This is a genomic window from Rubellimicrobium roseum (assembly GCF_006152145.1).
Classification (GTDB): domain Bacteria; phylum Pseudomonadota; class Alphaproteobacteria; order Rhodobacterales; family Rhodobacteraceae; genus Rubellimicrobium; species Rubellimicrobium roseum.
This window is the reverse complement of the sequence record NZ_VDFV01000008.1, coordinates 113,626-138,928: the sequence shown is the minus strand read 5'-3', so window position 1 is coordinate 138,928 and position 25,303 is coordinate 113,626. Positions and strand designations below refer to the sequence as shown.

The 25,303-nt window shown below is 68.4% G+C and carries 20 protein-coding genes and 1 tRNA gene; 17 read left to right on the top strand and 4 right to left on the bottom strand.

Going from position 1 to position 25,303, the window contains the following annotated elements; genetic code table 11:
• Together FHG71_RS08790 and FHG71_RS08785 are read left to right on the top strand one after the other, a co-directional pair.
• Positions 1-1,919 (top strand): type I restriction endonuclease subunit R (locus FHG71_RS08790; protein WP_176559345.1); only part of this gene is annotated, 1,919 nt, incomplete at its 5' end.
• On the top strand, positions 1,909-2,622 hold the full coding sequence (locus FHG71_RS08785; protein WP_139081251.1) for a M48 family metallopeptidase: 714 nt from the start codon (positions 1,909-1,911) through the stop codon (positions 2,620-2,622). The genes FHG71_RS08790 and FHG71_RS08785, both read left to right, overlap by 11 nt.
• Before the next feature lie 83 nt (positions 2,623-2,705).
• Here the strand turns inward: FHG71_RS08785 and FHG71_RS08780 are convergent, their stop codons facing one another.
• Both FHG71_RS08780 and FHG71_RS08775 read right to left on the bottom strand, forming a co-directional pair.
• Entirely contained in the window at positions 2,706-3,842 is a 1,137-nt protein-coding gene (locus tag FHG71_RS08780; protein WP_139081250.1) for a DUF4268 domain-containing protein, read from the bottom strand.
• A gap of 189 nt (positions 3,843-4,031) precedes the next feature.
• Positions 4,032-4,118 (bottom strand) — tRNA-Leu (locus tag FHG71_RS08775).
• A gap of 119 nt (positions 4,119-4,237) precedes the next feature.
• On the opposite strand from FHG71_RS08775, the gene FHG71_RS08770 reads away from it, so the two are divergent.
• The 6 genes from FHG71_RS08770 (at position 4,238) to gltB (ending at position 14,051) form a co-directional block, all read left to right on the top strand.
• The gene (locus FHG71_RS08770; protein ID WP_139081249.1) at positions 4,238-5,218 is read left to right on the top strand and encodes a complex I NDUFA9 subunit family protein; all 981 of its coding nucleotides are present in this window, start codon (positions 4,238-4,240) and stop codon (positions 5,216-5,218) included.
• 78 nt (positions 5,219-5,296) lie between these two features.
• Positions 5,297-6,103 carry an undecaprenyl-diphosphate phosphatase gene (locus tag FHG71_RS08765; RefSeq protein WP_139081262.1) on the top strand — a complete coding sequence of 269 codons (807 nt, stop codon included), beginning with the start codon at positions 5,297-5,299 and terminating at the stop codon, positions 6,101-6,103.
• Positions 6,104-6,261: 158 nt separating this feature from the next.
• Positions 6,262-7,704 (top strand): NAD(P)-dependent oxidoreductase, encoded by a 1,443-nt coding sequence (locus FHG71_RS08760; RefSeq protein WP_139081248.1) that lies wholly within the window; start codon positions 6,262-6,264, stop codon positions 7,702-7,704.
• A gap of 76 nt (positions 7,705-7,780) precedes the next feature.
• Complete coding sequence (locus FHG71_RS08755; protein ID WP_139081247.1) at positions 7,781-8,509, top strand: hypothetical protein; 729 nt, start codon at positions 7,781-7,783, stop codon at positions 8,507-8,509.
• 560 nt (positions 8,510-9,069) lie between these two features.
• Entirely contained in the window at positions 9,070-9,519 is a 450-nt protein-coding gene (locus tag FHG71_RS08750) for a GFA family protein (protein WP_139081246.1), read from the top strand.
• Positions 9,516-14,051, top strand: coding sequence for a glutamate synthase large subunit (gene gltB, locus FHG71_RS08745; RefSeq protein WP_139081245.1), 4,536 nt, complete (start codon positions 9,516-9,518; stop codon positions 14,049-14,051). The genes FHG71_RS08750 and gltB overlap by 4 nt, the downstream gene beginning before the upstream one ends.
• 175 nt (positions 14,052-14,226) lie before the next feature.
• On the opposite strand, the gene FHG71_RS08740 is transcribed toward gltB, so the two are convergent.
• A complete protein-coding gene (locus tag FHG71_RS08740) occupies positions 14,227-15,090 on the bottom strand; it encodes a BP74-related protein (protein WP_176559344.1) in 864 nt (287 codons plus the stop codon).
• Positions 15,091-15,710: 620 nt separating this feature from the next.
• On the opposite strand from FHG71_RS08740, the gene FHG71_RS08735 reads away from it, so the two are divergent.
• The 6 genes from FHG71_RS08735 (at position 15,711) to FHG71_RS08710 (ending at position 21,487) form a co-directional block, all read left to right on the top strand.
• On the top strand, positions 15,711-16,346 hold the full coding sequence (locus tag FHG71_RS08735; protein ID WP_139081243.1) for a DUF1269 domain-containing protein: 636 nt from the start codon (positions 15,711-15,713) through the stop codon (positions 16,344-16,346).
• A gap of 56 nt (positions 16,347-16,402) precedes the next feature.
• Positions 16,403-17,236 carry a monofunctional biosynthetic peptidoglycan transglycosylase gene (gene mtgA / locus FHG71_RS08730; protein ID WP_139081242.1) on the top strand — a complete coding sequence of 278 codons (834 nt, stop codon included), beginning with the start codon at positions 16,403-16,405 and terminating at the stop codon, positions 17,234-17,236.
• A 69-nt stretch (positions 17,237-17,305) separates the two neighbouring features.
• Entirely contained in the window at positions 17,306-17,971 is a 666-nt protein-coding gene (gene fzlA / locus FHG71_RS08725) for an FtsZ-binding protein FzlA (RefSeq protein WP_139081241.1), read from the top strand.
• Positions 17,952-19,055: a tRNA epoxyqueuosine(34) reductase QueG gene (gene queG, locus FHG71_RS08720; RefSeq protein ID WP_139081240.1), complete on the top strand. Its 1,104-nt coding sequence runs from the start codon at positions 17,952-17,954 to the stop codon at positions 19,053-19,055. The genes fzlA and queG overlap by 20 nt, the downstream gene beginning before the upstream one ends.
• A 62-nt stretch (positions 19,056-19,117) precedes the next feature.
• Positions 19,118-20,287 (top strand): PQQ-dependent sugar dehydrogenase, encoded by a 1,170-nt coding sequence (locus FHG71_RS08715; RefSeq protein WP_139081239.1) that lies wholly within the window; start codon positions 19,118-19,120, stop codon positions 20,285-20,287.
• Positions 20,288-20,440: 153 nt separating this feature from the next.
• Positions 20,441-21,487, top strand: coding sequence for a DNA topoisomerase IB (locus FHG71_RS08710; protein ID WP_246045389.1), 1,047 nt, complete (start codon positions 20,441-20,443; stop codon positions 21,485-21,487).
• A 245-nt stretch (positions 21,488-21,732) separates the two neighbouring features.
• On the opposite strand, the gene FHG71_RS08705 is transcribed toward FHG71_RS08710, so the two are convergent.
• On the bottom strand, positions 21,733-22,527 hold the full coding sequence (locus FHG71_RS08705) for a response regulator (RefSeq protein WP_139081237.1): 795 nt from the start codon (positions 22,525-22,527) through the stop codon (positions 21,733-21,735).
• 95 nt (positions 22,528-22,622) lie between these two features.
• Between FHG71_RS08705 and FHG71_RS08700 the strand changes: the two genes are divergently transcribed.
• Genes FHG71_RS08700 through FHG71_RS08690 form a run of 3 tightly spaced genes read left to right on the top strand, consistent with a single transcriptional unit; the run spans position 22,623 to position 25,271 of the window.
• A complete protein-coding gene (locus tag FHG71_RS08700) occupies positions 22,623-22,781 on the top strand; it encodes a NepR family anti-sigma factor (RefSeq protein WP_246045388.1) in 159 nt (52 codons plus the stop codon).
• The gene (locus FHG71_RS08695) at positions 22,778-23,443 is read left to right on the top strand and encodes an RNA polymerase sigma factor (protein WP_139081236.1); all 666 of its coding nucleotides are present in this window, start codon (positions 22,778-22,780) and stop codon (positions 23,441-23,443) included. Before FHG71_RS08700 ends, FHG71_RS08695 begins: the two co-directional genes overlap by 4 nt.
• A 28-nt stretch (positions 23,444-23,471) precedes the next feature.
• Entirely contained in the window at positions 23,472-25,271 is a 1,800-nt protein-coding gene (locus FHG71_RS08690) for a sensor histidine kinase (RefSeq protein WP_139081235.1), read from the top strand.
• Positions 25,272-25,303: the final 32 nt, after the last annotated feature.

The window sequence follows — 25,303 nt, the reverse complement described above, 5'->3', positions numbered from 1 at the left end:
GGTCACATGGCTCAAATCTCAGTGGAAATTACGCGCCTACCCGGCTCAGTTCCGGGTGGAAATCAACAGCGATGCGGCAAATCCTGCCGGACGCCATGTTCATCGGCTTCACCGGCACACCCCTGCTGCGGTCCGACCGGGAGTCCTCTCTCCAAACCTTCGGTCCCTATATCGGGACGCCCTATCGCTTCGACGAAGCCGTTGAGGACGGTGTGGTGTTGGACCTGCGCTATGAGGCCCGCGACATCGATCAACGCATTACCGCGCCGGGTAAGATCGACGCGTGGTTCGAGGCGAAGACCAGCGGACTGACGCCCGTCGCGAAGGCCACTCTAAAGCAGCGCTGGGGCACCCTGCAACGCGTGCTCTCCAGCAAGGACCGCCTCGAGCAGATCGCCAGCGACATCATCATGGACATGGAGATGAAGCCCCGCCTGAAGTCAGGGTTGGGCAACGCCATGCTGGTGGCCGGCTCCATTCCCGAAGCGTGCCGGTTCTTCGAAATCTTCCGCAAGTCCGGCTCAGTGCTGGCCAACAAGTGTGCGATCGTCACCTCCTACAAGCGCGCCGCCCCTGAGATCACCGGCGAAGAGACTGGCATGGGGGAAACCGAGAAGCAGTATGTGCACCGGGTTTACCAGGATCTGCTCGGCGAGACATCGGAGGAGGACTACGAGGAGGAGGCGCTGAAGCTCTTCAAGAAGGAGCCCGGCCGCATGAAGCTGCTGATCGTCGTCAGCCGCCTCCTAACGGGCTTCGATGCGCCGACGGCTACCTACATCTATCTCGACAAGCAGATGCGGGACCACGGCCTTTTCCAGGCGATCTGCCGGGTGAACCGGCTTGATGGCGATGACAAGGACTTCGGCTACGTCGTCGACTACAAGGACCTGTTCAGGAACATCGAACGCGCCGTCGACGACTACACCTCCGAGGCCTTCGACGCCTTCGATAAGGAAGATGTGAAGGGGCTGATCAGCAATCGTGTAGAACGCGCGGATCAGGATCTGCTGGCGGCGCGCGACGCCTGGTTCGGCCTACTCGATGCTGTTGATCAACCAAAAGGGGATGATGAGATCTTCGCATACTTCTCAAGCCCCCAAGGGATTGATTGTGACCCAGAGGCTGAGGAAAAGGAGCGCCGACGGCAGGCCCTCTACAGTCTCGCGGGGCGCTATGCGCGCGCATACGGAAACGTTGCAGCCGAGCCTGCGGAGTCGGAGTTTAACCACCTTGAACTTGCCGGCTATCGGAATGAAGTCGAGCGGGCCGTTGGCATTCGCGATGCGGTGCGCCTCCACAGCGGCGACGCTGTTGATCTAAAGCTCTACGAGCCGGCGATGCGCCACCTCATCGACACCTACATCCGGGCCGAAGATTCCAAGGTGGTGTCGCGTCTCGACGACATTAGCCTGATTGACCTCATCAGCACCAAGGGCGCTGCCGTCGAGGATGACCTGCCCGCCGCGGCCAAGACGAAGCGCGAGAACGTAGCCGAGGCCATCGAGAACAATGTCCGAAAGCTCATCATCGATGAATCACCCGTCAACCCTCGCTTCTACGAGAAGATGTCGGAGCTACTCAGCACTCTGGTCCAGCAGAGGCGAGGTGAGGCGATCGCCTATGCCGAGTATCTCGAGAGGATTGCTGCTCTGGTCAGGGATGTGAAGGCTGGGCATGGCAGGAGCTATCCCGACGCGATGAACACGCCCGGAAGGAAGGCCTTGTTCGACAACCTCGGGGAAGACGCTGACCTTGCCTTGACGGTGGACACGGCGGTTCGAGCCACTGCGCCGCATGGATGGCGCGGTCATGCTATGAAGGAGCGGAGAGTGAAGCGCTGCCTTGAGGCATGCCTGTCGGACCAGGCAGCGGTGGAGCGGATCTTGGAGGTCCTGAAGAGTCACAGTGAGTATTGAAACTTTGACCATCGGCGGCACCGACGTCGAGGTGCACCGGAAGAAGATCAAGAACTTACATATCGGGGTCTATCCGCCCAACGGCTATGTTCGCGTTGCAGCTCCCGAGGTGCTCAGCATTGATGCGATCCGGATTGCGGTGCTGACCCGCATGGGTTGGATCAGACGAAAGCAGGCCCAATTCTTGGCCCAGGATCGGCAAGCCCCCCGTCAACTCGTGTCGGGCGAGACCCACTTCCTGTTCGGCCGACCGCTGCGCCTGGATGTCACCCCTTGGAAGAAGAAGGTCCATAGCATTGCCAAGCAGGGAGCTGATCGCCTCAGCTTTCTCGTGCCTGAAGGCAGCACGGTGGAGGACCGCCGTAGGTGGATGAGGAACTGGCACCGCACCCAGCTTCGACGCGTTGCGGCGCCGAGGATCGCTGACTGGTCAGAGGTATTGGGTGTCGCCCCGACCTCCTGGGGCCTTCGCAAGATGAAGACCAAGTGGGGAAGCTGCAATCCCGGCAGCCGCATCATCTGGCTCAACGAAGAGCTTTCGCAGAAGCCCGTCGAAGCTATCGACTACGTGATCCTGCATGAGTTGGCTCACCTCATATCCAGTCGCCATGACGAGAGCTTTGTCGCAGTTCTGGACGCTCATCTGCCGCGATGGCGGCAGATCCGGTCAGAGTTGAACGCATTACCACTGTCGGCTTGGTAGATTGGCCGCGCTACAGAACGACGAGTGTTGCTGGATGACAGCTTGCGCGGCATGCACCTCGCGGCCAGACCGGGAAGGTAAGCTCACGCCGGGCCCTGGCCGTTCTTGAGCTTGCCGTTCAGGGTCGCCAGGGGCCCAGTGAAGGTGTCCTGCAGGCGCCGCATATGGTCGGTCATCCAGTCGATCATGGCCGGCCAGTTCTCGCGGTTGTAGCCCTCAAAAGGCTGTGCGCAAGCGATCCGACAGGCCTTCTTGTCGTCGAGCCGTAGCCAGTCGAGTGGGACACCAAACTTGGTCTCGTGCTGCTCTTTTTGCTCGTGGAGCTTGTCGAAGACCCACTTGTTCTCAACCGCGTCGTTGCGCGTGATTCCTACCTCCACCCGCGCTTCGTCCTTTGAGAAGATCAGGGTGAAGGTAACACCGGACATGCCCGTCGCCGCGTTCAGCCAGTGGTCCTGCGATGGGTTTATGGAGTTGAAGCGGCTGATCCCTGCGGCGCGGAGTTGTTCGAGAGCCTGCTCCCAGAAGGCATGACGCAACAGGTGGCGCGGCTTCTGGACGGCTTGGATGGTTTTTTCCTCTGTTTCCTTCGTGGCCATGCCGATCATGAAGTCGGCGGCCTCGGGCGTCGGAATGATCTGCTGGAGGTCAAGAAACAGCTCCTCGCCGTGGCTGAAGGGCACGACGCGGAAGCACTGTGCGCGGATGCCGTGGCTCAGCAGCCAGAGCACCGCCGCTGTAACCTCTTTTCGGAAGTTTGCGGCAACAAGCATGAGCCTCTGGCCGTTACCGACGTTGAGCTGGACCTCCTCGATGTCCTCCGCGCCTAGGAACTCGCAGATGCGCTCGGCGGCGCGGCTGCCCTTTTCGTGGCGGTCGAGGTAGCTCTGGTAGATGTCGACGATCTGCGCCTTGGTCAGGCTGGAGCAGTAGGCGGCATACTTGAGTGCCTGCCACGTGACGTCCCGGCCCGAGTCGTCGAGCTTGTTCTCGATGACGACGAGCTGACCTTCCTTGTCGAGCGCGAGGAGATCCAGCCGCTCGCGCGTGTCGGCGAAGCCGTCGAACTCCTTCTGAATGATAAGGAGCTCTTCGCCCAGCGCGTCGGGCAGGCCGGCGAGCCACTCCTGCAAGTGGTCACGCTCGCGGAGGCCGAGCTCGCCAAAGCGTCGCTCTTCCAACCGTCGGATGCGGTTCTCGGCGCGGTTGACCTGGAACATAGTTGTGTGAACCCCCTCACCAGCCGCGCTGCGAGGCCTCGCAGTGCTCGCCTGACATGCCTCAGACAGAGCGCTCTGGTCCATCCCAGCTGTGTGCCCAATGAGGCATCTCTGGGTGGATAAAAGGGTGGATTAGATCGTAGCCTCAGCGGTTAAGTGCCGCCTGCTAGTTCACTTTCTCGGGGAAAGTGGTGCCCAGGAGAGGACTCGAACCTCCACGTCCTTTCGGACACTGGTACCTGAAACCAGCGCGTCTACCAATTCCACCACCTGGGCACGGGGTGTGGGGAGGCTCTTAAGGTGAGTGTCAGGGGGTGTCAACAGGGGTCGGTTGCGCTTGCCCGCGGGCATCGCGGGCGGTAGATGCATCGCGGACACGCAGGAGGGGACGGCCCATGGCGAAGCTGGTGACGATCTTCGGGGGCTCGGGCTTCCTCGGGCGCTACATCGCGCGGCGCCTCGCCAAGGAGGGCTGGCGCATCCGCATCGCCGTCCGCCGCCCCGACGAGGCCGGCTTCGTGCGCACCTACGGGCATGTGGGCCAGGTCGTCCCCACCTTCTGCAACATCCGCGACGACGACTCGGTGCGCGAGGCGCTGGCGGGCGCCGATGCGGCGGTGAACTGCGTGGGCACCTTCGACATGGGCGGGCGCAACAGTTTCGACGCCATCCACGTCCAGGGGGCCGAGCGCATCGCGCGCCTCTGCCTCGAACAGGGCGTGCGCCGGCTTGTCCAGATTTCCGCCCTGGGCGCCGGCGCCGAGGCCGGCAGCGAATACGCTCGCTCCAAGGCCGCGGGCGAGGCGGCGGTCCTGCGCCACATGCCCCACGCCGTGATCCTGCGCCCCTCGGTGATCTTCGGGCAGGAGGATTCGTTCTTCAACCGCTTCGCCACCATGGCCTCGCGCGGGCCGGTCCTGCCGGTCGTGGGCGCGAACACCCTGTTCCAGCCCGTCTGGGTCGATGACGTCGCCGCCGCCGCGCAGAAGGCCGTGACGGGCGAGGCCGCCCCCGGCGTCTACGAGCTCGCCGGCCCCGAGGCGATGACCTTCCGCGAGCTGATGGACCTCATGCTCGGGGTGATCCGCCGCCGCCGGCTCGTCCTGAACCTGCCCTTCTGGCTCGCGGGCCTCATGGCGCGGGGCTTCGGCCTCGGCGCCACGCTCACCGGGGGCCTCGCGCCCCAGCCCATCACCCGCGATCAGGTGGCCTCGCTCCGGTCGCACAACGTCGCCACCGCCGGCGCGACGGGCTTCGAGGCGCTGGGCATCACCCCCACCGCGCTCGAAGCTGTGCTGCCCGACTACCTGTGGCGCTTCCGCCCGCAGGGCCAGTACGCCGCCATCCAGGAGTCGGCGCGCAACCTGCGCGGCTGACGCTCTCCCGAGGAGCACGACATGACCCTGCCGGCCGCCGCGGCCCTCGCGTCCTCCTCCGAGGTCGCCGCCTTCCCCATGGCCGTGCCGGAGACGCTGACCGCCGCTCTCCTGGGGGTGCTGGAAGGGGCGACCGAGTTCATCCCCGTCTCCTCGACGGGCCACCTGCTGCTCGCCGGCCACTTCCTGGGCTTCGAGAGCGCGGGCCGGACGTTCGAGGTGGTGATCCAGCTCGGCGCGGTGCTGGCCATCGTCACCGTTTACCTGGGCAAGCTGGCCTGGGTCTTCGGCTCGGCCCATCGCGACCCGGTGGCGCGGCACTTCATCGGGGCGGTGCTCCTCGCCTTCCTCCCGGCGGCGGCCTTGGGCGCGGTCCTGCACGACGTCATCAAGACCGTGCTCTTCGAGACCCCCGTCCTCATCGCGGTCATGTTGATCCTGGGCGGCGTCGTGCTCCTCTTCGTGGACCGCATGGCGCTGACGCCCCGCCACCACGAGGCCGACCGCCTGCCGCTGAAGACGGCGTTCGGCATCGGGCTCTTCCAGTGCCTCGCCATGGTGCCGGGCGTGTCGCGCTCGGGCTCGACCATCGTGGGGGCGCTGCTCCTGGGCGTGTCCAAGCGGGCGGCGGCGGAGTTCTCGTTCTTCTTGTCGCTGCCGACGATGGCGGGGGCGGTGACTTACGACCTCTACAAGAACCGTGACGTGCTCGACTTCGGCGACATGGGCCTGATCGCCGTGGGCTTCGCCATGGCGTTCCTGAGCGGCCTCGCCGTGGTCCGCTGGCTCTTGGGCTACGTGAGCCAGAAGGGCTACGCGCTCTTCGGCTGGTGGCGAATCATCGTGGGCACCGGGGCTCTGGCCCTGCTGGCGTTGGGGTTCTGACAGATAAGGTCAGTGTGACTGACCTATAATTTGCGGAATCTTGCGCGATCCGACGGGTAGGGCGGCAGAATACCAAGGGTTAGGTCAGCATTGCTGACTTGCTTTGAGTGCGACGGTGGCTTAGACGCATCTCCGACCCAGCGTCAGGAGGATGCGTCGTGGCCGTCGAGAAAATGCTCAAGTTCGTCACCCTCGGCCGCGACATGCCCGAGAAGCGGACCGCCGAGGAGCGTCGCCACGACTTCCTCGAGATCTACGGCGACTTCGCCAAGCCCAAGGCCGCCGAGCAGGCCTCGCGCTGCTCGCAATGCGGCGTGCCCTATTGCCAGTCCCACTGCCCGGTGCACCACAACATCCCCGACTGGCTGCGCCTGACCGCCGAGGGCCGCCTGCAGGAAGCCTACGAGATCGCGCAGGCCGCCAACAACTTTCCTGAGTTCACGGGCCGCATCTGCCCGCAGGACCGCCTCTGCGAGGGCAACTGCGTCATCGAGCAGTCGGGCCACGGCACCGTCACCATCGGGTCCGTGGAGCGCTTCATCACCGACAACGCCTGGGAGGAAGGCTGGGTCAAGCCCATCCGCCCCTCCGTCGAGCGCTCCGAGTCCGTCGGCATCATCGGCGCGGGCCCGGCGGGGCTCGCCTGCGCCGACACGCTGCGCCGCGCGGGCGTGCAGGTCACGGTCTACGACCGCTACGACCGCGCCGGAGGCCTGCTGACCTATGGCATTCCGGGCTTCAAGCTCGAGAAGGACGTGGTGATGCGCCGCATCGAGCACCTGCGCGACGGCGGCGTGGAGTTCGTGCTCGACTGCAACGTGGGCGAGGACCTCAGCTTCGACGCCATCCGCGGGCGCCACGACGCCGTGCTGATCGCCACGGGCGTCTACAAGAGCCGCGACATCGAGGCGCCTGGCTCGGCTGCCCGCGGCATCGTCCGCGCCATCGACTATCTCACCGCCTCGAACCGCAAGTGCTTCGGCGACGAGGTGCCCGAGTTCGACGAGGGCACCCTGAACGCCGCTGGCAAGCGCGTCGTCGTCATCGGCGGCGGCGACACGGCCATGGACTGCGTGCGCACCGCGATCCGGCAGGGCGCGTCCTCGGTCAAGTGCCTCTACCGCCGCGACCGGGCCAACATGCCCGGCTCCCAGCGCGAGGTCGCCAACGCCGAGGAGGAGGGTGTCGAGTTCGTCTGGCTCTCCGCCCCCGAAGGCTTCGTGGGCGACTCGGTCGAAGGGGTGCAGGTCCAGAAGATGCGCCTCGGCGCCCCCGACGCCTCCGGCCGCCGCTCGCCCGAGCCCGCGGGCGAGGTGGTGCTCGAAGGCGCCGACCTCGTGGTCAAGGCTCTGGGCTTCGAGCCCGAGGCGCTGCCCGCGCTCTGGGGCACGCCGGGCCTCGAAGTGACCCGCTGGGGCACGGTGCGCGCCGAGTTCGGCTCGGGGCGGACCTCGCTCGACGGCGTCTATGCCGCGGGCGACATCGTGCGGGGCGCGAGCCTCGTGGTCTGGGCGATCCGCGACGGCCGCGAGTCCGCGGCGGCGATCCTCCAGTATCTCAGCCAGGCCGCGACCGCCGGGACCCGGGTCGCCGCCGAGTAAGGCATTCGCTCCTCGACAGGGGAGGCAGGGCAGGGGACACCCGTCCCAGCCCCACCCGCATCACAGGACACGCTTCATGCGCCTCTTCCTCGCCCTTCCCCTGCTCCTCGCCGCCCCCGCCCTCGCGCAGGAGGCCCCCGGGCCAAGCCGCACCTTCCAGCCACCCCAGGGCTGCACGGCCTATCTCACCGTGCAGGCCTCCTCCTGCAGCGTGTCGCACCACTTCACCTGCGAAGCCGACCCCGAAGGCTGGCAGCGCCGCGTCGACATGGACGAGGAGGGGATCACCTACTTCGGCGCCATCGATCGCGAGACGCAGTGGGTCGAGTCCTTCCACGTCCTGTCAGGCAGCCGCGAGACGCTGGCCCCGAATCCCAAGGACCCCGCGAGCTTCGACGCCTTGGTGTCGGACGGGCAGGACAGCTTCGACTTCGTGACCAATTCCGATCCGTTCGGCCCCACCCGCTTCGTGGGCTCGGACCGCCTCACGGGCGAGACGGTCACCATCGACGGCGTCACGCTCGACCGGACCGAATACCAGATCACCGCCTACGACGCCGAGGGCAACGAGTCCTGGCGCTCCACCGGCAACGAATACATCAGCCGCGACTGGCGGATGTTCCTGTCGGGGCGCAGCTCGGTCGTCGCGGGCGAGGAGGTTTCCGAGGCGGACGACACGCCGAAGGAGTTCATCTTCCCCGGCGAGCGCGGCTTCCTGTCCGTCAATCCCAAGTACGGCTGCGGCGAGACGATGTCATCCTGGGGCGCACCTTTGATGTCCCCGGTCTTAGGAGGGCAAGGGTGATGGCCCAAAGTTCGAAGGCTAAGTCTGGTCTAACTGTCTCCACAAAACATTCGTGGACGGCTGAGAAGTTGAGGGATTTGCCTACCGAACGTCTTCAGGACCTTCGGGAGCGATCGATGAGGTTGGGGGCGCCTGATCTGACCGTGCTCTGTGATGCCGAGTTGACAGCTAGGGTCGAACGAATGGCGCAGGTTAAGGCAGGCGCTACAGTTCGCAACCGGCGCGCTGGTGTCGTGACTGAGTACCACTTTGTCTGTTCCGGTGACCGTGGCGTTATCAAAGAGGCCAACGGCACCTTCCGAACTGGCTCTTGGGTCGTAGCTGAAGACCTTGTTAAGGCGAGCCTTAAACGTGGCGCCCTAGTAGCCCTCCATGAGGCTAAAGCTCTCCCATCGTACCGCCAGGGCACGATCTTGAGCTATGAGATCACGCCTCGTGACATGGTCGACAGGGATAACCTAGGTATAGAGTTCCACATCCAACCGACGCCAGAGCCTCTCACCTGGGTGGGCGATGGAGCGGGCGAAAAAGGCTATCGGTGGGGATGAGCAGTGAATAGCATGCCCGCCCATCTCACTGGCCGCTGCCTCTGCGGGGCCGTCACCGTCACGGTGGAGGGTGCCCATGACCCCCGCGTCGGCGCCTGCCATTGCCGCATGTGCCAGCGCTGGTCGGGCGGCCTCTTCCTGTGCTTCTCCGCGCCCGCCGCCTCGGTCACGGTCGAGGGCGAGGTGCGCGAGTTCCAGAGCTCCGCCTTCGCCCGGCGCGGCTTCTGTCCCGCCTGCGGAACCCACCTGTGGTTCCGCGATCAGGACGAGGGCGGCGAGCCCCGGGACGCAGGCTACGAGCTGATGCCCGGCCTCTTCGACGAGGCCCGCGACTGGCCGCTCCGGTCCGAGATCTACGTCGACCGCGCCATGGAATCGGCCCGGCTCGACGGCGACCACCCGCGCAAGACCCGCGCCGACTACGAACAGCAGAACCCCTTCATCGAAGGAGATGACCCATGACGACCACCTTTGACGAATCCTGGGTCAAGGCCGAGGAAGCCAAGCGCGCCTGGATGCACGAGCATTCGCTCTACAAGGCGGATGACGAGCACGCCTCCTGCGGCGTGGGCCTCGTGGTCGCCATCGACGGCACGCCCTCGCGCGGGGTGGTCGAGAAGGGCATCCAGGCGCTCCAGGCCGTCTGGCACCGCGGCGCCGTCGACGCCGACGGCAAGACCGGCGACGGCGCGGGCATCCATGTCCAGATCCCCGTGCGCTTCTTCCACGACCAGGTGCGCCAGACCGGCCACGAGCCCGACATGGGCAAGCTCATCGCCGTGGGCCAGGTCTTCCTGCCGCGCACCGACTTCGGCGCGCAGGAGCGCTGCCGGACCATCGTGGAGACCGAGGTCCTCCGCATGGGCCACTACATCTACGGCTGGCGGCACGTCCCCGTGGACATCAGCGTGCTGGGCGAGAAGGCCAACGCCACGCGCCCCGAGATCGAGCAGATCCTGATCCGCTGCGAGAAGGACCTCGACGCCGAGGAATTCGAGCGCGAACTCTACATCATCCGCCGCCGGATCGAGAAGGCGGCCGTGGCCGCGCAGATCGCCGGGCTCTACCTCGCCTCGCTCTCCTGCCGCTCGATCATCTACAAGGGCATGATGCTGGCCGAGCAGGTCGCCGTCTTCTACCCCGACCTGCTCGACGAGCGGTTCGAATCCGCCTTCGCCATCTTCCACCAGCGCTATTCCACAAACACCTTCCCCCAGTGGTCGCTCGCGCAGCCCTTCCGCATGCTCGCCCACAACGGCGAGATCAACACGCTCAAGGGCAACGTGAACTGGATGCGGAGCCACGAGATCCGCATGTCCTCGGACGCCTTCGGCGACATGGCCGAGGACATCAAGCCGATCATCCCCTCGGGCACCAGCGACTCGGGCGCGCTCGACTCGGTCTTCGAGGTGCTGGTCCGCGCGGGCCGCTCCGCCCCCATGGCCAAGACCATCCTCGTCCCCGAGGCCTGGTCCAAGATGACCGGCGAGATGCCCAGGGCGTGGCAGGACATGTACGCCTACTGCAACTCGATCATGGAGCCCTGGGACGGCCCGGCGGCGCTGGCCATGACCGACGGCCGCTGGGTCTGCGGCGGGCTCGACCGCAACGGCCTGCGCCCGCTGCGCTATGTCGTCACCCGCGACGGCCTGCTGGTCGCCGGCTCCGAGGCGGGCATGGTCCCGGTCGAGGAGCGCAACGTCGTCGAGAAGGGCGCGCTCGGCCCCGGCCAGATGATCGCCGTGGACATGGAGGAAGGGCGCCTCTTCCACGACGTAAAGATCAAGGACAAGCTCGCCTCCGCCCAGCCCTTCGGTCAGTGGGTCGAGAAGGTCGTGGACCTCAACGCGCTCCTGCGCGACGTGCCCGAGACGGCGCTCTTCGCGGGCGAGGAGCTGCGCCGCCGCCAGATCGCGGCGGGCTACTCGGTCGAGGAGCTGGAGCAGGTCCTCGCCCCCATGGCCGAGGACGGCAAGGAGCTGGTGGCCTCGATGGGCGATGACACGCCCGCCGCGGTGCTGTCGTCCCAGTACCGGCCGCTCTCGCACTACTTCCGCCAGAACTTCTCCCAGGTGACGAACCCGCCCATCGACTCGCTCCGCGAGGGGCGGGTGATGTCGCTCAAGACCCGCTTCGGCAACCTCAAGAACGTGCTGAGCGAGGACTCGTCGCAGACCGAGATCCTGGTCCTCGAAAGCCCCTTCATCGCCAACGCCGAGTTCGACGTCATGGTCGGGCAGTTCGGCGGGGCCGTGGCCTTCATCGACTGCACCTTCCAGGCCGGGCCCGACGCGCTGCGGCAGGGGCTCGAGCGCATCCGCGCCGAGGCCGAGGACGCCGTCCGCTCGGGCGCGGCGCATCTCGTGCTGACCGACGAGCATCAGGACGAGGGCCGCGTCCCGATGCCGATGATCCTCGCGACCAGCGCGGTGCATTCCTGGCTCACCCGCAAGGGCCTGCGCACCTTCACGTCGCTGAACGTGCGGTCCGCCGAATGCATCGACCCGCACTACTTCGCGGTGCTGATCTCCTGCGGCGCGACCACGGTGAACGCTTACCTCGCGCAGGATTCCATCGCCGACCGCATCGAACGCGGGCTGCTCGACGGCACGCTCGTCGACGCGATGCGCCGCTACCGTGCCGCGATCGATGCGGGCCTCCTGAAGATCATGTCCAAGATGGGCATCTCGGTGATCTCGTCCTACCGCGGCGGTCTCAACTTCGAGGCCGTGGGCCTGAGCCGCGCCATGGTCGCCGAATACTTCCCCGGGATGCATTCCCGCATCTCGGGCATCGGCCTCATCGGCCTGCAGAAGAAGCAGGAAGAGGTCCACGCCAAGGGCTGGCACGGCCCCACGGGCATCCTGCCTATCGGCGGCTTCTACAAGGCGCGCCGCGCGGGCGAGAAGCACGCTTGGGAAGCGACGACCATGCACATGCTGCAAAGCGCGTGCGACCGGGCATCCTATGAGCTCTGGCAGCAATACAGCAAGGCCATGCAGGCCAACCCGCCGATCCACCTGCGGGACCTCCTGGCCATCAAGCCCTTGGGCCAGCCGATCCCCATCGAGCAGGTCGAGTCGATCACCGCGATCCGCAAGCGCTTTGTGACCCCCGGCATGTCGCTGGGCGCGCTATCGCCCGAGGCGCACAAGACCCTCAACGTCGCGATGAACCGCATCGGCGCCAAGTCCGACTCGGGCGAGGGCGGCGAGGACCCGGCGCACTTCCTGCCCGAGGCGAACGGCGACAACCCGTCTGCCAAGATCAAGCAGGTGGCCTCCGGGCGCTTCGGCGTCACGGCCGAATACCTCAACGCCTGCGAGGAGCTGGAGATCAAGGTCGCCCAAGGCGCCAAGCCCGGCGAGGGCGGCCAGCTTCCCGGCATGAAGGTCACGGCCCTCATCGCCCGGCTGCGCCACTCCACCCCTGGCGTGACGCTCATCTCGCCGCCGCCGCACCACGACATCTACTCGATCGAGGACCTCGCCCAGCTCATCTACGACCTCAAGCAGATCAACCCCCGGGCCAAGGTCTGCGTGAAGCTGGTGTCGTCCTCGGGCGTGGGCACCATCGCCGCGGGCGTGGCCAAGGCCAAGGCCGACGTGATCCTCATCTCGGGCCACAACGGCGGCACCGGGGCCTCCCCCGCGACCTCGATCAAGTACGCGGGCCTCCCCTGGGAGATGGGTCTTACGGAAGCGCATCAGGTTCTCAGCATGAACAACCTGCGCAGCCGCGTGACGCTGCGCACGGACGGCGGCCTGCGCACCGGCCGCGACATCGTCATGGCCGCGATGATGGGGGCCGAGGAATACGGCATTGGCACCGCCGCCCTGATCGCCATGGGCTGCATCATGGTCCGGCAGTGCCAGTCCAACACCTGCCCCGTGGGCGTCTGCACCCAGAACGAGGCGCTGCGCGCCAAGTTCACCGGCACCGCGGACAAGGTGGTGAACCTCATCACCTTCTACGCCACCGAAGTCCGGGAAATCCTGGCCTCCATCGGCGCGCGGAGCCTCGACGAGGTGATCGGCCGCGCCGACCTCCTCACCCAGGTCTCCCGCGGCTCCAAGCACCTCGACGACCTCGACCTGAACCCGCTCCTCATCACCGTCGATGGCGCGCGGACGACCGTCTACGACCGCAACAAGCCCCGCAACGCGGTCCCCGACACGCTGGACGCGGAGATCGTCAAGGACGCCGCCCGCTTCCTCGAGGACGGGGAGAAGATGCAGCTCGCCTATGCCGTGCGGAACACCGACCGCACCATCGGCACCCGCGTGTCGTCCCACATCGTCAAGCGCTTCGGGATGCGGAACAACCTCCAGCCTGACCACCTGACGGTCAAGCTGACCGGCACGGCGGGCCAGTCCCTCGGCGCCTTCGCCGCCCCCGGCCTCAAGATCGAGGTGCAGGGCGACGCGAACGACTACGTGGGCAAGGGCCTCTCGGGCGGCACCATCGTGGTCAAGCCTGCGATGGCCTCCAGCCTCGTCGCCGCCGAGAATACGATCATCGGCAACACCGTCCTCTACGGGGCCACGGGCGGCGTCCTCTTCGCCGCAGGCCGCGCGGGCGAACGCTTCGCGGTGCGCAACTCGGGCGCGTCGGTGGTGGTCGAGGGCTGCGGCACCAACGGCTGCGAGTACATGACCGGCGGCGTGGCCGTGATCCTGGGCCGCATCGGCGCCAACTTCGGCGCCGGCATGACCGGGGGCATGGCCTATGTCTGGGACCCGCAGGGCCGGGCGCGGGCGCTCATGAACATGGAGTCGCTCGTGACCTGCCCCGTGACCGTCCCCCACTGGGAGGAGCAACTCCGCAGCCTCGTGGAGCGGCACGTGGCCGAGACCGGCTCGCGCCGGGGCTCGGAGATCCTGAACGACTGGGCCGGCGCAGTCGGGCAGTTCGTGCAGGTCTGCCCCAAGGAGATGCTGCCGCATCTCAAGCACCCGCTCGCCCGCGAGGAGCTGGCGCTCCCGGCCGAGTGACGCATCCCTGGGCGCGCGGTTCTTCCGCGCGCCCGTCCTGTCTGTTTCACGTGAAACAGCCGTGGCGAGCCGGGCAACCCGGAGCCGGCCGGCACAGGGCGGCGTGGCGGTCTGTCATCGACGGCCTGCGATCGACGTCGTGGCGCCGGGGGATGCGGATCGCCTCGCCCGAACGTTACAGAAGCACGTCGTCCCGCCCGAAGTCGGCCAGATCTCGCTCGGCAAGATAGCCCACGAGGCGCAGGCTCTCGTCCTCGACGCGCAGGAGCAGGTCGTCCCCCCGCGCGATCCGCTCCACTTCGGCGAAACTGTCGAGAAAGAAGAGCCGCAGGTCGATCCGGTCCTCCGTCCCGTCCCCGTCCTCGAAGTCGAGCACCCGGTCCGCGCCGCTTCCCGAGCGCAGGAGGAAGGTGTCGCGATCCGCGCCGCCGGTCAGGCGGTCAATGCCCGAACCGCCCTCCAACCGGTCCTCGCCCGCGCCGCCCAGCAGGACGTCGCGGCCCCGGCCGCCCAGCAGGACGTCGTTCCCTTTCTCCCCGCCCAGCTTGTCCCCGCCCTGCCCACCGATCAGCAGGTCGCTCCCCGAGCCTCCCGCCAGATGATCGTCCCCGCCGCGGCCATAGAGGGCGTCGCGCCCGCCCCGCCCGAACAGGAGGTCGGCCGCATCGGTCCCGCGCAGCAGGTCCGTGCCATCATCGCCTGACTTGACCTTCAGTTCGCCGGTGAGCTCCGATGACCAGCCCGTCCAGACGCTTCCGGGCAGGAGCTCGCCCCCGACCTCCGCCAGATGGTTCTCGATGTAACGCATCGTCGAGTCGCCCACCTCGGTGGACATCTCGAAGAAGAACGCGCGGGCGGGGTCGAGATGGTAGGACCAGCCTATGTTGTAGGGCACGGCCGTCTTGACCACGACGCCGCCGATGCGGGGATCGGCCTCCTCGCCGCCCAGCAGCTCCCGCGCATGGGTGACGAGGTCGGGGTCGGTCAGGCGGAGGACGAAGACCTCCCGCGACGAGTCGGTGAAGGTGAACCAGGCCATGGCGATGCCTCCGGCAGCGGACGAGGGATGATGCGGGCCTTGGCGCAAGGCTGCCACGGTCCCCCGAACCCGGCAAGCATCCAGTCGGCCATCCCCCATCCGGGCGCATCCCGGCCCGATGCCCCCCGCATCGGCAGGCCCCGAGGTGTTGCGTGAACCGGGGGAGGACCGTTCGGTGCTGTAACGCTTTGTTAATTCCTCCGGGGCAACCTGGCCTCATCGGACACGACACAGCCGGGCCACCTTCCGCCTGCGCCGACACCCCTGCGCCTCGGGCGCACCGGACGGGGGCGCGGCGCGGCCATGCAGGACCCGGGGAACGGAGAGCATGAACAGGCTTGCGCCCCCACGGGCGTCCATCGGCGCGCGACGTTGAGCCGCCCCCATATCGGGACCGGGAGATCCTCCCCGGCGCCCCTGCAGACTCAAGCCCGCCCGAGGGGGCGGCCTGCCGATGACCCGAGACACGGGCACAGAAGCAGGGGCCGCGCGGGATTAAGTCGTTTTTGGGGGACGGTCCCCAGCCGCGTCCCTGCGGTTCCCGCTCCGGGACTGCGTGCTATGTTCCGTCCCGACGGGTCGCGGATCGGCCGGACCCGCCGAAGAAGAAGGGGAACCCCATGTCCGACCTCATCGTGATCGCCTTTCCGGACGACGCCAGCGCCTTCCGGGCGCGCGCCGAGTTCGTGAGCCTCCAGAAGGACTACCTCGTGGAAATGGAGGACGTGGTGGTCGTCACCCGCTCGGCCGAGGGGCAGGTCCAGCTTCATCAGGCCGTGAACATGACGGCGGCCGGGGCCATGGGCGGCACGCTCTGGGGCACTCTGGTGGGGCTCCTGTTCCTCAACCCGCTCCTGGGCGCGGCGGTGGGCGCGGGGGCGGGGGCGCTCTCCGGGTCGCTCACCGACTTGGGCATCGACGACGATTTCCTGCGCGAGGTGGGCGGCAGCCTCGAAAGCGGCGGGGCGGCGCTGGCGGTGCTCCTGCGGAAGTTCACCGCCGATCGCGCGCTCGACCGGCTGGGCGGGCTCGGAGGGCGCGTGCTGCAGACCTCGCTGCCTCAGGACCTCGAGGAGCGCCTGCGCGCCCGCCTGTCGGGCAGCGCCTCTCCGACCACCCCGCCGCCCCCGCCGGTGTCGCCGACCGAGGATTCGATGGCCGCCGCGCCCGCGCCCGCGCTGGGCGGCGCCCCGGCGGCGGCGCCGGCCGCCGCCGTGCCCGGTCCCTCGGGCGGCGCGATGACCGAGGAACCCTGAGCCGCCCTAGGGGCAACCCTTGACCGCGCCCGGCGCGGCGCGGCAAGGGAAGGGGCATGGCACGGTCGTCGGGCAGGAAGACGGAACGGGAATCGCGGGCCGTCGTCCCCCAGGACGACGGGCCTATCGAGGACGCCGTGATCCTCCCTCCGCGCGAGCCGCGCCCCCGCCGACCCCGTAAGACCATCCCCCTGGAGGAGTCCCCGCCGCCCCGTCGGAGTCCGCGCGGCCTCCTCGCGCGCGGGATGCTGGGCCTCCTGGTCCTCGTGCTGGGGACCGTGGCCCTCTTCGGCGCGGTGGACCCGCCGACGACACCCTACATGCTGAGCGAGGGCCGGCGGCTCGGCGGCGTCGACCAGGCCTGGGTTCCGCTCGAGGATATCGCGCCGGTCATGGCCCGCGCGGCCGTGGCGGCCGAGGACGCCGAGTTCTGCAACCATTGGGGCCTCGACTTGGACGCCATCCGGCAGGCCGCCGAGGAAGGCAGCGCCCGCGGCGCCTCGACGATCAGCCAGCAGGTGGTCAAGAACGTGTTCCTCTGGCAAGGGCGGAGCTGGACGCGCAAGGCCGTTGAGGCCGCGCTCACGCCCGTCATGGAGGCCTTCTGGTCCAAGCGGCGCATCCTCGAGGTCTACCTCAACGTGGCCGAGTTCGGCGAGGGCGTCTTCGGAGTCGAGGCCGCGGCGCACCACTGGTTCGGCGTCCGGGCCTCCGAGCTCACCGAGGTGCAGGCCGCGCGGCTCGCCGCGATTCTGCCCGACCCCAAGCACCGCGATCCGGCCGACCCCACGGACTCGCTGCGGGCGCGGGCGCGGGGCATCCTCGACGGCGCTGCGACCATCGCGGCCGATGGCCGCGCCTCCTGCTTCCAGCGCCCTTCGGCGCCCTGAGACCTTGAACGCCGGGGACGGTTGCGGCATGGGTCGGGAGCTTCCCCCCAGTTCCCGGACGATCCGCGCATGAATCGCCTGTACCATTACCCGCTGTCCCCGTTCTCCCGGAAAGTGCGCCTCGCCTTGGGCGAGAAGCGCATCGAGGTGGAGCTCGTGGAGGAGCGCTACTGGGAGCAGGGGATCGAGTTCCTCCGCCGCAACCCGGCCGGCCAGGTCCCCGTTCTGCGCATGAACGGTCGCCACTACTGCGACAGCCAAGCCATCTGCGAATATCTCGACGAGGCGGTGCCCACGCCGCCGCTTTTCCCCCGCGACACCGAGGGCCGTTACGAGGTGCGCCGCCTCTGCGCCTGGTTCGACGACAAGTTCCACCGCGAGGTGACCGCCAAGCTGATGGGCGAGCGGGTGTTCAAGAAGCTCCGTGGCGGCGGCGTGCCGGACTCGGCTGCCGTCAAGGCGGGCTCGCGGGACATCAAGACCCACCTGGGCTACATGACCTTCCTTCTGGAATCGCGCCGCTGGCTTGCCGGCAACGACATGACTCTCGCCGACTTCGCGGCGGCGGCGCAGCTCTCCTGCCTGGATTACGTGTCGGACGTGCCCTGGGACAAGTACGAGGCCGTCAAGGACTGGTACGCCAAGATCAAGTCCCGGCCGGCCTTCCGGTCGATCCTCGCGGACCAGGTGCCGGGATTCCGCCCGGCCGTGCATTATGCGGACCTCGACTTCTGACCGGGGCAGGGGGGCTTCGCCTCCCCCGGCGCATCTGCACGAGGTCGATGGGCCGGCGCTCAAGGCCCGGCTGGCCGAGGAGGCGCGCGCGGCCGGATTCGCCGCCCTGGGGATCTGCCGCCCTGACGCGATCCCGGAGGCCATGGGACGGCTGCGGACCTTCCTCGCCGAAGGCCGCCATGGGCAGCTCGACTGGATGGCCGACCGCGCCCACTGGCGGGGCGACCCCGCCGCGCTCTGGCCCGAGGCGCGCTCGGTTGTCATGCTGGCCGACAGCTACGCGCCCGCGCAAGACCCCTTGGATGTTCTGCGCCACCCCGACCGCGGCGCGGTCAGCGTCTACGCGCAAGGCAAGGATTATCACGACACGGTCAAGCCGCGATTGAAGCGGCTGCTGCGCTGGCTTCTGGAGCAGGTGCCGGAGGCCCAGGGCAAGGTCTTCGTGGACACCGCGCCGGTGATGGAAAAGCCGCTCGCGCAGGCGGCGGGCCTGGGCTGGCAGGGCAAGCACACGAACCTCCTCGGTCGCGACTTCGGCAACTGGGTCTTCCTCGGAGCGATCTTCACGACCGTGGACCTGCCACCCGACGCGCCCGAGGTCTCGCATTGCGGCTCCTGCCGCCGCTGCCTCGACGCCTGCCCGACGGACGCCTTCCCGGCGCCCTACCAGCTCGACGCCCGGCGCTGCATCTCGTACCTCACCATCGAGCATCGCGGCCCGGTGCCGGAGGAGTTCCGCCCCGCCCTGGGAAACCGCATCTACGGCTGCGACGACTGCCTAGCGGTCTGCCCCTGGAACAAGTTCGCGGTCGCGGCCTCCGAGCTGCGCTACCTCCGCCAGGACGAGGCACCCGCGCTGGCCGATCTCGCGGCGTTGGACGATGCCACGTTCCGCGCCCGCTTCGCCGGCAGCCCCGTGAAGCGCATCGGGCTCGCTCGGTTCCTGCGCAACGTCCTTTATGCCATCGGCAACTCGGGCGACCCGGCGCTCCTGCCGTCGGCGCAGGCCCATCTGGAGGCCGGGGACCCGGCCGTGGCCGACGCGGCCGCCTGGGCCGTCTCGCGCCTCCGTGAGGGAACGTGACGAAGCGGACCGGGCCGGACGTGCGTTGAGGGGCCAAAGGCCCCCTGAACGGAGACCCGACCATGCGCCGCACGCTGACCGCTCTTGCCCTTCTGCCGCTGCCCGCTCTGGCCCAGGTGGAGCAGGGCCCGCCCAACGCTCCTTACGAACCCGCCTTCGAGAACCAGACCCGCGCGCCCGCGCTGCCCGACACGCCGGTGCAGGCGGAACCCGTCGCCGGGCCTCTGGAGCATCCCTGGGGCATAGCCACGCTCCCGGACGGGACCCATCTGGTGACCGAGCGTCCGGGCCGGATGCGCCTCGTCTCGGCGGACGGCACCCTTTCCGACCCGATCGCGGGCCTGCCCGAGGTGGACCCGCGCGAGCAGGGGGGGCTTCTGGATGTGGCGCTGTCGCCGGACTTCGCGCAGGACCGGACGGTCTTCTTCACTTATGCCAAGCCCCAGGAAGGCGGCATGGTGGCCACCGCCGCCGGGAGAGGGACGCTCTCCGAGGACGGCACGCAGCTCACCGATGTCCGCGACATCTTCGTGCAGACGCCCGCCTCCGAGAACCCGATGCATTACGGCTCGCGCGTCGTTCCGGACGGAGAGGGCAACGTCTTCATCACCACCGGCGAGCACTCCGCCGCGCCCGAGCGGCAGCGCGCGCTCGACCCCGAGACCACCTGGGGCAAGGTCGTCCGCGTGACGCAGAACGGCGAGGCGCTGTCGGGCAACCCCTACGCGAACGGCGGCGGGCGACCCGAGGTCTGGACCCTGGGGCACCGCAACGTCCAGGGGGCGACCCTCGACGGCGAGGGGCGGCTCTGGGTCACCGAGATGGGGCCGTTGGGCGGGGACGAGCTGAACCTCATCGAGGCAAGCACCAACTACGGCTGGCCGGGCGTGAGCTACGGCCTCAATTACGACGGGACGCCCGTGGGCACGGGCGAGCCCCGGGCCGAGGGCTTTGCCGAGCCCGTCTACTACTGGGACCCGGTCATCGCGCCGGGCGGCCTCCTGTTCTACGAGGGCGACCTGTTCCCCGATTGGCAAGGCGACGCGATCATCGCCTCGCTCAACCCCGGCGGCCTTGTCCGGCTGCGTCTGGAGGGCGACCGCGTGACGGGTGAGGAACGGATGCTGGGCGACCTGGGCCGTGTCCGGGACGTGGAGCCGCAGGAGGACGGCTCGCTCCTCATCCTCACCGATGCCGAGGACGGACGCATTCTCCGGGTCACGCCCCGTTGAGCCGCCGGAACTCCGGGGCAGGGGCACGGCGTTCCTGCCCTGCGAGGGCGGGAGAGGCATGATGGGCAAGGGCGGCAACGGAATGGGATGGCGCTGCGGCTCCGGCCGGGCCGCAACGGCGGTCCGGCCGGGTCTCAGCCCCGAGGTGGCGGCGTGAAGGACGGCGACATCATCGAGGACCCCTATGAGGCGGCCTCCTCCCTCGCGGTTCCGGTGGAGGTGCCCGAAGGGCTCGTCTACGTAACCGACGCGATGCCCGGCATCCACCGCCGAAAGCGCGGCAAGGGCTTCACCTATGTCGGTCCCGACGGAACCACCATCGAGCGGGGCACCGAGCGCGAGCGTCTGGAACGGCTGGGCGTGCCGCCGGCCTATGAGCGCGTCTGGATCTGCCCGCTCCCCAACGGCCACCTCCAGGCGACGGGCTACGACCAGCGCGAGCGCAAGCAGTACCGCTATCATCCCAACTGGTCCTCTCACCGCGCCGGCACCAAGTTCGACCGGCTTGTGGACTTCGGCCATGCGTTGCCCCAGATCCGGGCGCGCGTGGCCCGCGACCTCCGGGCGCCGCCGGGCGACCCGCGTTTCGCGCTGGCGGCGGCCGTGACGCTGATCGACCGGCTGTCCCTGCGGGTGGGCAACGAGGAATACGCCCGCGAGAACGGCAGCTATGGCGCGCTCACCTTGCGGAACAGGCACGTCAAGCTGCGGGACGGGCAGATCCAGCTCGATTTCAAGGCCAAGAGCGGACAGCGCGTGCGCCGCTCGCTCAAGGATCGCCGGCTGCTGCAGGTGCTCGAGAAGGCGTCGGACCTACCGGGCGCGGAACTCCTGACCTGGGTGGACGAGGATGGCCGTGCCCATCACCTGACCTCCACCCAGCTAAACGAATACCTGGACGAAGCCGACGGTGACGACAGCCTGGCCTTCACCGCCAAGACCTTCCGCACCTGGGCCGGGACGCTCGCCGCCTTCGAGCGGCTGGAGCAGGGCGACGCGCCCAAGATCAAGGCGCTGGCCGAGGCCGCGTCGCAGCGGCTCCACAACACGCCGACGGTCGCGAAGCAGGCCTATATCCACCCGGCGGTGCTGAACCTCGCAGGTCAGGTTCCGGAACTTCCGCCGCCCGATCCCTTGCCGGGCCTGTCCTCCGCCGAAGCGCGGCTCCTGGCATTTCTTGAGGCGCCACCCGTCACATGAGCGGACGCGACTCGGCCGGTTCCGGCTCCAGCAGCGCGAGCTCGGTCAGGACCGGCCGATTTCGCGCAGTTCCAGCTTGCCCGGAAGGTGTCCGAGCGAGGGGGCCGCGTGGTCCTGACGGGGCGAGAGGCTGAAGAGGCGGACGAGCCCTTGGGCTACCCCGTGCTGGAGCGGCCCTTCTCGGCCGAGCAGATCAGCGGCCACCTGACCGGTCCAAGGGGCTGACCGAATCCGGCCAGGCCGAATCAGGCCGCCAGGGTCTCGGTGGAGGCGAAGAACATCGCCTGGCTCACCGCCGAGCGAACCTGCTCCTCGGAATAGGGCTTGGTGATGAGAAAGGCGGGCTCGGGCCGGGTGCCGGTCAGCAGCCGCTCGGGGAAGGCGGTGATGAAGATCACCGGCAGGTCCTGGAACTCGCCCAGGATGTCGTTGACCGCATCGATGCCCGAGGAATTGTCGGCAAGCTGGATGTCGGCCAGCACGAGGTCCGGCGTGGTGTCCCGTGCCAGCCGCACGGCCTCGGCCCGGGTGCGGGCGACGCCGGTCACGCGATGTCCCATCTCGCGGACGATGGCCGAGATGTCCATGGCGATGATCGCCTCGTCCTCGATCACCATGACGCGGCCGGCGACGGACTCCTCCATCTCGCGGATCGCCGTGTCGATCAGGTCCGACGCCGTTTCGGTCGGAATCTCCATGACCGCCCCGATCTCCTGCGGCAGGAAGCCCTCGATGGCATGAAGGAGAAGCGCCTCGCGCGTGAGGGGGGTCAGCCGGGCCATGTGACCCTGCGCGCGCTGCTCGATCCGGCTCTGCGCCTCGTCGAGCGGCGTGCCGGCCTGGGTCCAGACCCGGTGAAATGCGCGGAACAGGGCGATCCGGGGCTCCGCCCATTCCAGGGCCGCCGGGTCGGCGATCAGGGCTTCCAGGGTCCGGGCCGCCAGGGCGTCCCCCGCTGCCTGGCTGCCGGTCAGGGCGCGGGCGTAACGGCGCAGGTGCGGCAGGCTGGCTCCGACGGCGGAAGCGAAATCAACTGACATGAAATATCCCCTTGTCGTCCCTGGGAACCAAACGTCCCGCTCGTGCGTTCGGTTCCGAGTTGTTACAGGGGCAGGACGCGGGGACAGTCTTGGGCATGTACGTGGAAATGGCCGAAAGCAAGGGGAAGAGCAGGCTCCATCAGCAGATTGATGAGAACCTGAAGCGCGTCTATGAGGAGGCGCTGAACGAAGAGATCCCCGATCGCTTCAAGGAACTGATCGCGCGCCTGCGGTCCAAGGAGGTCGGCCAATGAGGGACTCCCAAGTCACGGGGGGTCCGGGCGGCACGGCCAATACTCCTGGTACTCCGTCGGCGCGCGGCGTGTTCGCCGGATCTTCCGGAGGCGCGCTGCCGGCCGGCGCCCGCGATCCCCGCGACGAGCTGCCCGAGCACTTGGGCGCGCTGCGCGCCTTCGCCATTTCGCTTACCCGCAATGTGGCCGCGGCGGACGACCTCGTGCAGGATACCATCGTCAAGGCCTGGACCAATCTTGACAAGTTCCAGCCCGGGTCCAACCTGCGGGCATGGCTCTTCACGATCCTGCGGAACACCTTCTATTCCGACAAGCGCAAGACCCGACGCGAGGTGGCCGACCCCGAAGGCATCTACGCGGCCGCGCTCTGCGAGAAGCCTTCGCACGACGGCCGGCTGGCCCTGGCCGACTTCCGGCGTGCGTTCGACCAGCTTTCCCCGGAGCATCGGGAGGTGCTGATCCTGGTGGGCGCCTCGGGCTTCGCCTACGAGGAGGCGTCGGTCATGATGGGCGTCGCGGTCGGCACGGTGAAGAGCCGCGCCAACCGCGCCCGCGCCCGCCTGGCCGAGATGCTGGGCCTCGAGGAGGGCGAGGAACTCCTGTCCGGTGTGGACGGGCCCACCTTGGCGGTCCTGGGCAAGTCGGGCGTGCGCGCCGCATGAGCAGCCCCGGGGGCGGGTGGCCCTTCCCGTGACGGTCGGACCCGTGCCCATGGGGACGGGCCCTTCCCCGGGCGGGCAACTGTCGGGCTCGCGATCGAGGGTTGCCCAGCGCCTGGGCTTCCGGCTGGCCGCGCTTCTGGCGGTGGCGCTCCTGCCCTTGGCCATCATCTCATTCCTGCAGGCGGACGCCTGGGTCGCTGCCGCGCGTGACCAGCGCGCCGCGGTGCTCATGGGCGACACGCTTCGGGTGAGCTCTCCGGTGATCGGACTGATCCGCGAGGCGCAGGGAGCGGCGGCGGCGCTGGCCAGGACGGTGCGTCCGCTTCTCGACGACGAGCGGACCTGCGACGCCGTCATGTCCCATCTGGCCGGAGTGAGCCCGCAGTACTCCTTCGTGGGGTACGTGCCATCCGACGGACGCATGATCTGCGCCTCCGACGGCGCGGCATACGACTACTCCGGGAATCCGCTGTTCCAAGAGATCATGGCCGACCTCCGCGCCCAGATCCTTGTGAATTCTCGCAGCCCCGTGGCACGAACCTCGGTTGTGCTGGTCATCCATCCCGTCATCGCCCGGCTGGGTGGCGGTTACTCGGGCTATGTCGTCCTCGCGTTGCCCCATTCCGCGCTCCCGGCCGACGCCACGCTGGCCCGGGGGGATGCGCGGCGCGAGCTGCCGTCGTTCCTGACGATGAACCGCGACGGCATGGTCCTGACCTCGTCGGGCGGCCTGGATCACGCGGCCGATCTGTTGCCGCAGGACGTCCCGCTGGCCGAGCGGGCGCGAGACGGCCTCGCGAGCTTCGTGACCCGCACGGCTGCCGGGCAGGAGCGGTTCTACGCGCTCGTGCCCGTGGTGGAGGGCCAACTCTACGTCCTGGGCTCGGTCCCCGCGCGCGAGGCGGTCGGCCTCGGCCCGGTGTCGCTCGTCACGCCCTTCCTGGTTTCGGCGCTGATGTGGGCGGGCAGCCTGATCGTGGCCTGGATCGCGGCCGAGCGGCTGGTGAGCCGCCACATCCGCCGCCTAGGCCGGGCCATCGGTGCCTTCGCCTCGGGCAACCGGGTGGTGGGGGGACTCGATATGGAGGGCGCCCCGGCCGAGATCCGGGACGTGGGGCAGGCCTTCCTGCGCATGACCGAGACCATCCTGCGCGACGAGGCCGAACTGGAGGACACCGTCCACCAGCGCGAGGTGCTCCTGCGCGAGGTGCATCACCGGGTGAAGAACAACCTCCAGCTCATTGCCTCGATCATGAACATGCAGAGCCGGCGCGCTCGCTCGCCCGAGACCAAGGCGCTCATGCGCGGCCTCCAGGAGCGGGTCATGAGCCTCGCGACCGTGCACAAGGAACTCTACCAGACCTCGGGCCTGACGGACGTGCGCGCCGACGAGCTGCTGGGCGACATCACGCGGCAGATCATCGGCATGGCCTCGGCCCCGGGCCGGGCCTTCCACATCGACCACGACTTCGCGCCGATCCCCCTGACGCCCGACCAGGCGGTTCCCCTGTCATTGCTCCTGACCGAGGCGCTCACCAATGCCATCAAGTATGCCGAGCCGGCGCCCGGAGCGTCCTCGCCCCGACTGGAGCTGCGCTTCGCGCCCCTCCCCGGCAACCGGGCGGAGCTCGTCATCGTGAACACCGCCTCAGAAGGCGAGGCGGCGGCCGAGCCCGAAGGGACCGGCCTGGGGCAGCAGCTCGTCGGAGCCTTCGCCAGCCAGCTCGGCGGCGAGCTGGAAACCCGGCAGGCCGACGGCCGCTACCTCCTGCGCGTGGCCTTCGAACTCAACCCCCTCGCCAGGGCGGAGAACCGCCACGGTGCCTGAGCGGAACCGCGGCGCCCCTTGCGCCGTTCCCG

Coding starts and splice junctions, on each gene's coding strand:
- FHG71_RS08780 (WP_139081250.1), bottom strand. CDS start 3,842: ATGTTCCAGGTCAACCGCGCCGAGAACCGCATCCGACGGTTGGAAGAG.
- FHG71_RS08770 (WP_139081249.1), top strand. CDS start 4,238: ATGGCGAAGCTGGTGACGATCTTCGGGGGCTCGGGCTTCCTCGGGCGC.
- FHG71_RS08765 (WP_139081262.1), top strand. CDS start 5,297: ATGGCCGTGCCGGAGACGCTGACCGCCGCTCTCCTGGGGGTGCTGGAA.
- FHG71_RS08755 (WP_139081247.1), top strand. CDS start 7,781: ATGCGCCTCTTCCTCGCCCTTCCCCTGCTCCTCGCCGCCCCCGCCCTC.
- FHG71_RS08750 (WP_139081246.1), top strand. CDS start 9,070: ATGCCCGCCCATCTCACTGGCCGCTGCCTCTGCGGGGCCGTCACCGTC.
- gltB (WP_139081245.1), top strand. CDS start 9,516: ATGACGACCACCTTTGACGAATCCTGGGTCAAGGCCGAGGAAGCCAAG.
- FHG71_RS08740 (WP_176559344.1), bottom strand. CDS start 15,090: ATGGCCTGGTTCACCTTCACCGACTCGTCGCGGGAGGTCTTCGTCCTC.
- FHG71_RS08735 (WP_139081243.1), top strand. CDS start 15,711: ATGTCCGACCTCATCGTGATCGCCTTTCCGGACGACGCCAGCGCCTTC.
- mtgA (WP_139081242.1), top strand. CDS start 16,403: ATGGCACGGTCGTCGGGCAGGAAGACGGAACGGGAATCGCGGGCCGTC.
- fzlA (WP_139081241.1), top strand. CDS start 17,306: ATGAATCGCCTGTACCATTACCCGCTGTCCCCGTTCTCCCGGAAAGTG.
- queG (WP_139081240.1), top strand. CDS start 17,952: ATGCGGACCTCGACTTCTGACCGGGGCAGGGGGGCTTCGCCTCCCCCG.
- FHG71_RS08715 (WP_139081239.1), top strand. CDS start 19,118: ATGCGCCGCACGCTGACCGCTCTTGCCCTTCTGCCGCTGCCCGCTCTG.
- FHG71_RS08705 (WP_139081237.1), bottom strand. CDS start 22,527: ATGTCAGTTGATTTCGCTTCCGCCGTCGGAGCCAGCCTGCCGCACCTG.
- FHG71_RS08700 (WP_246045388.1), top strand. CDS start 22,623: ATGTACGTGGAAATGGCCGAAAGCAAGGGGAAGAGCAGGCTCCATCAG.
- FHG71_RS08695 (WP_139081236.1), top strand. CDS start 22,778: ATGAGGGACTCCCAAGTCACGGGGGGTCCGGGCGGCACGGCCAATACT.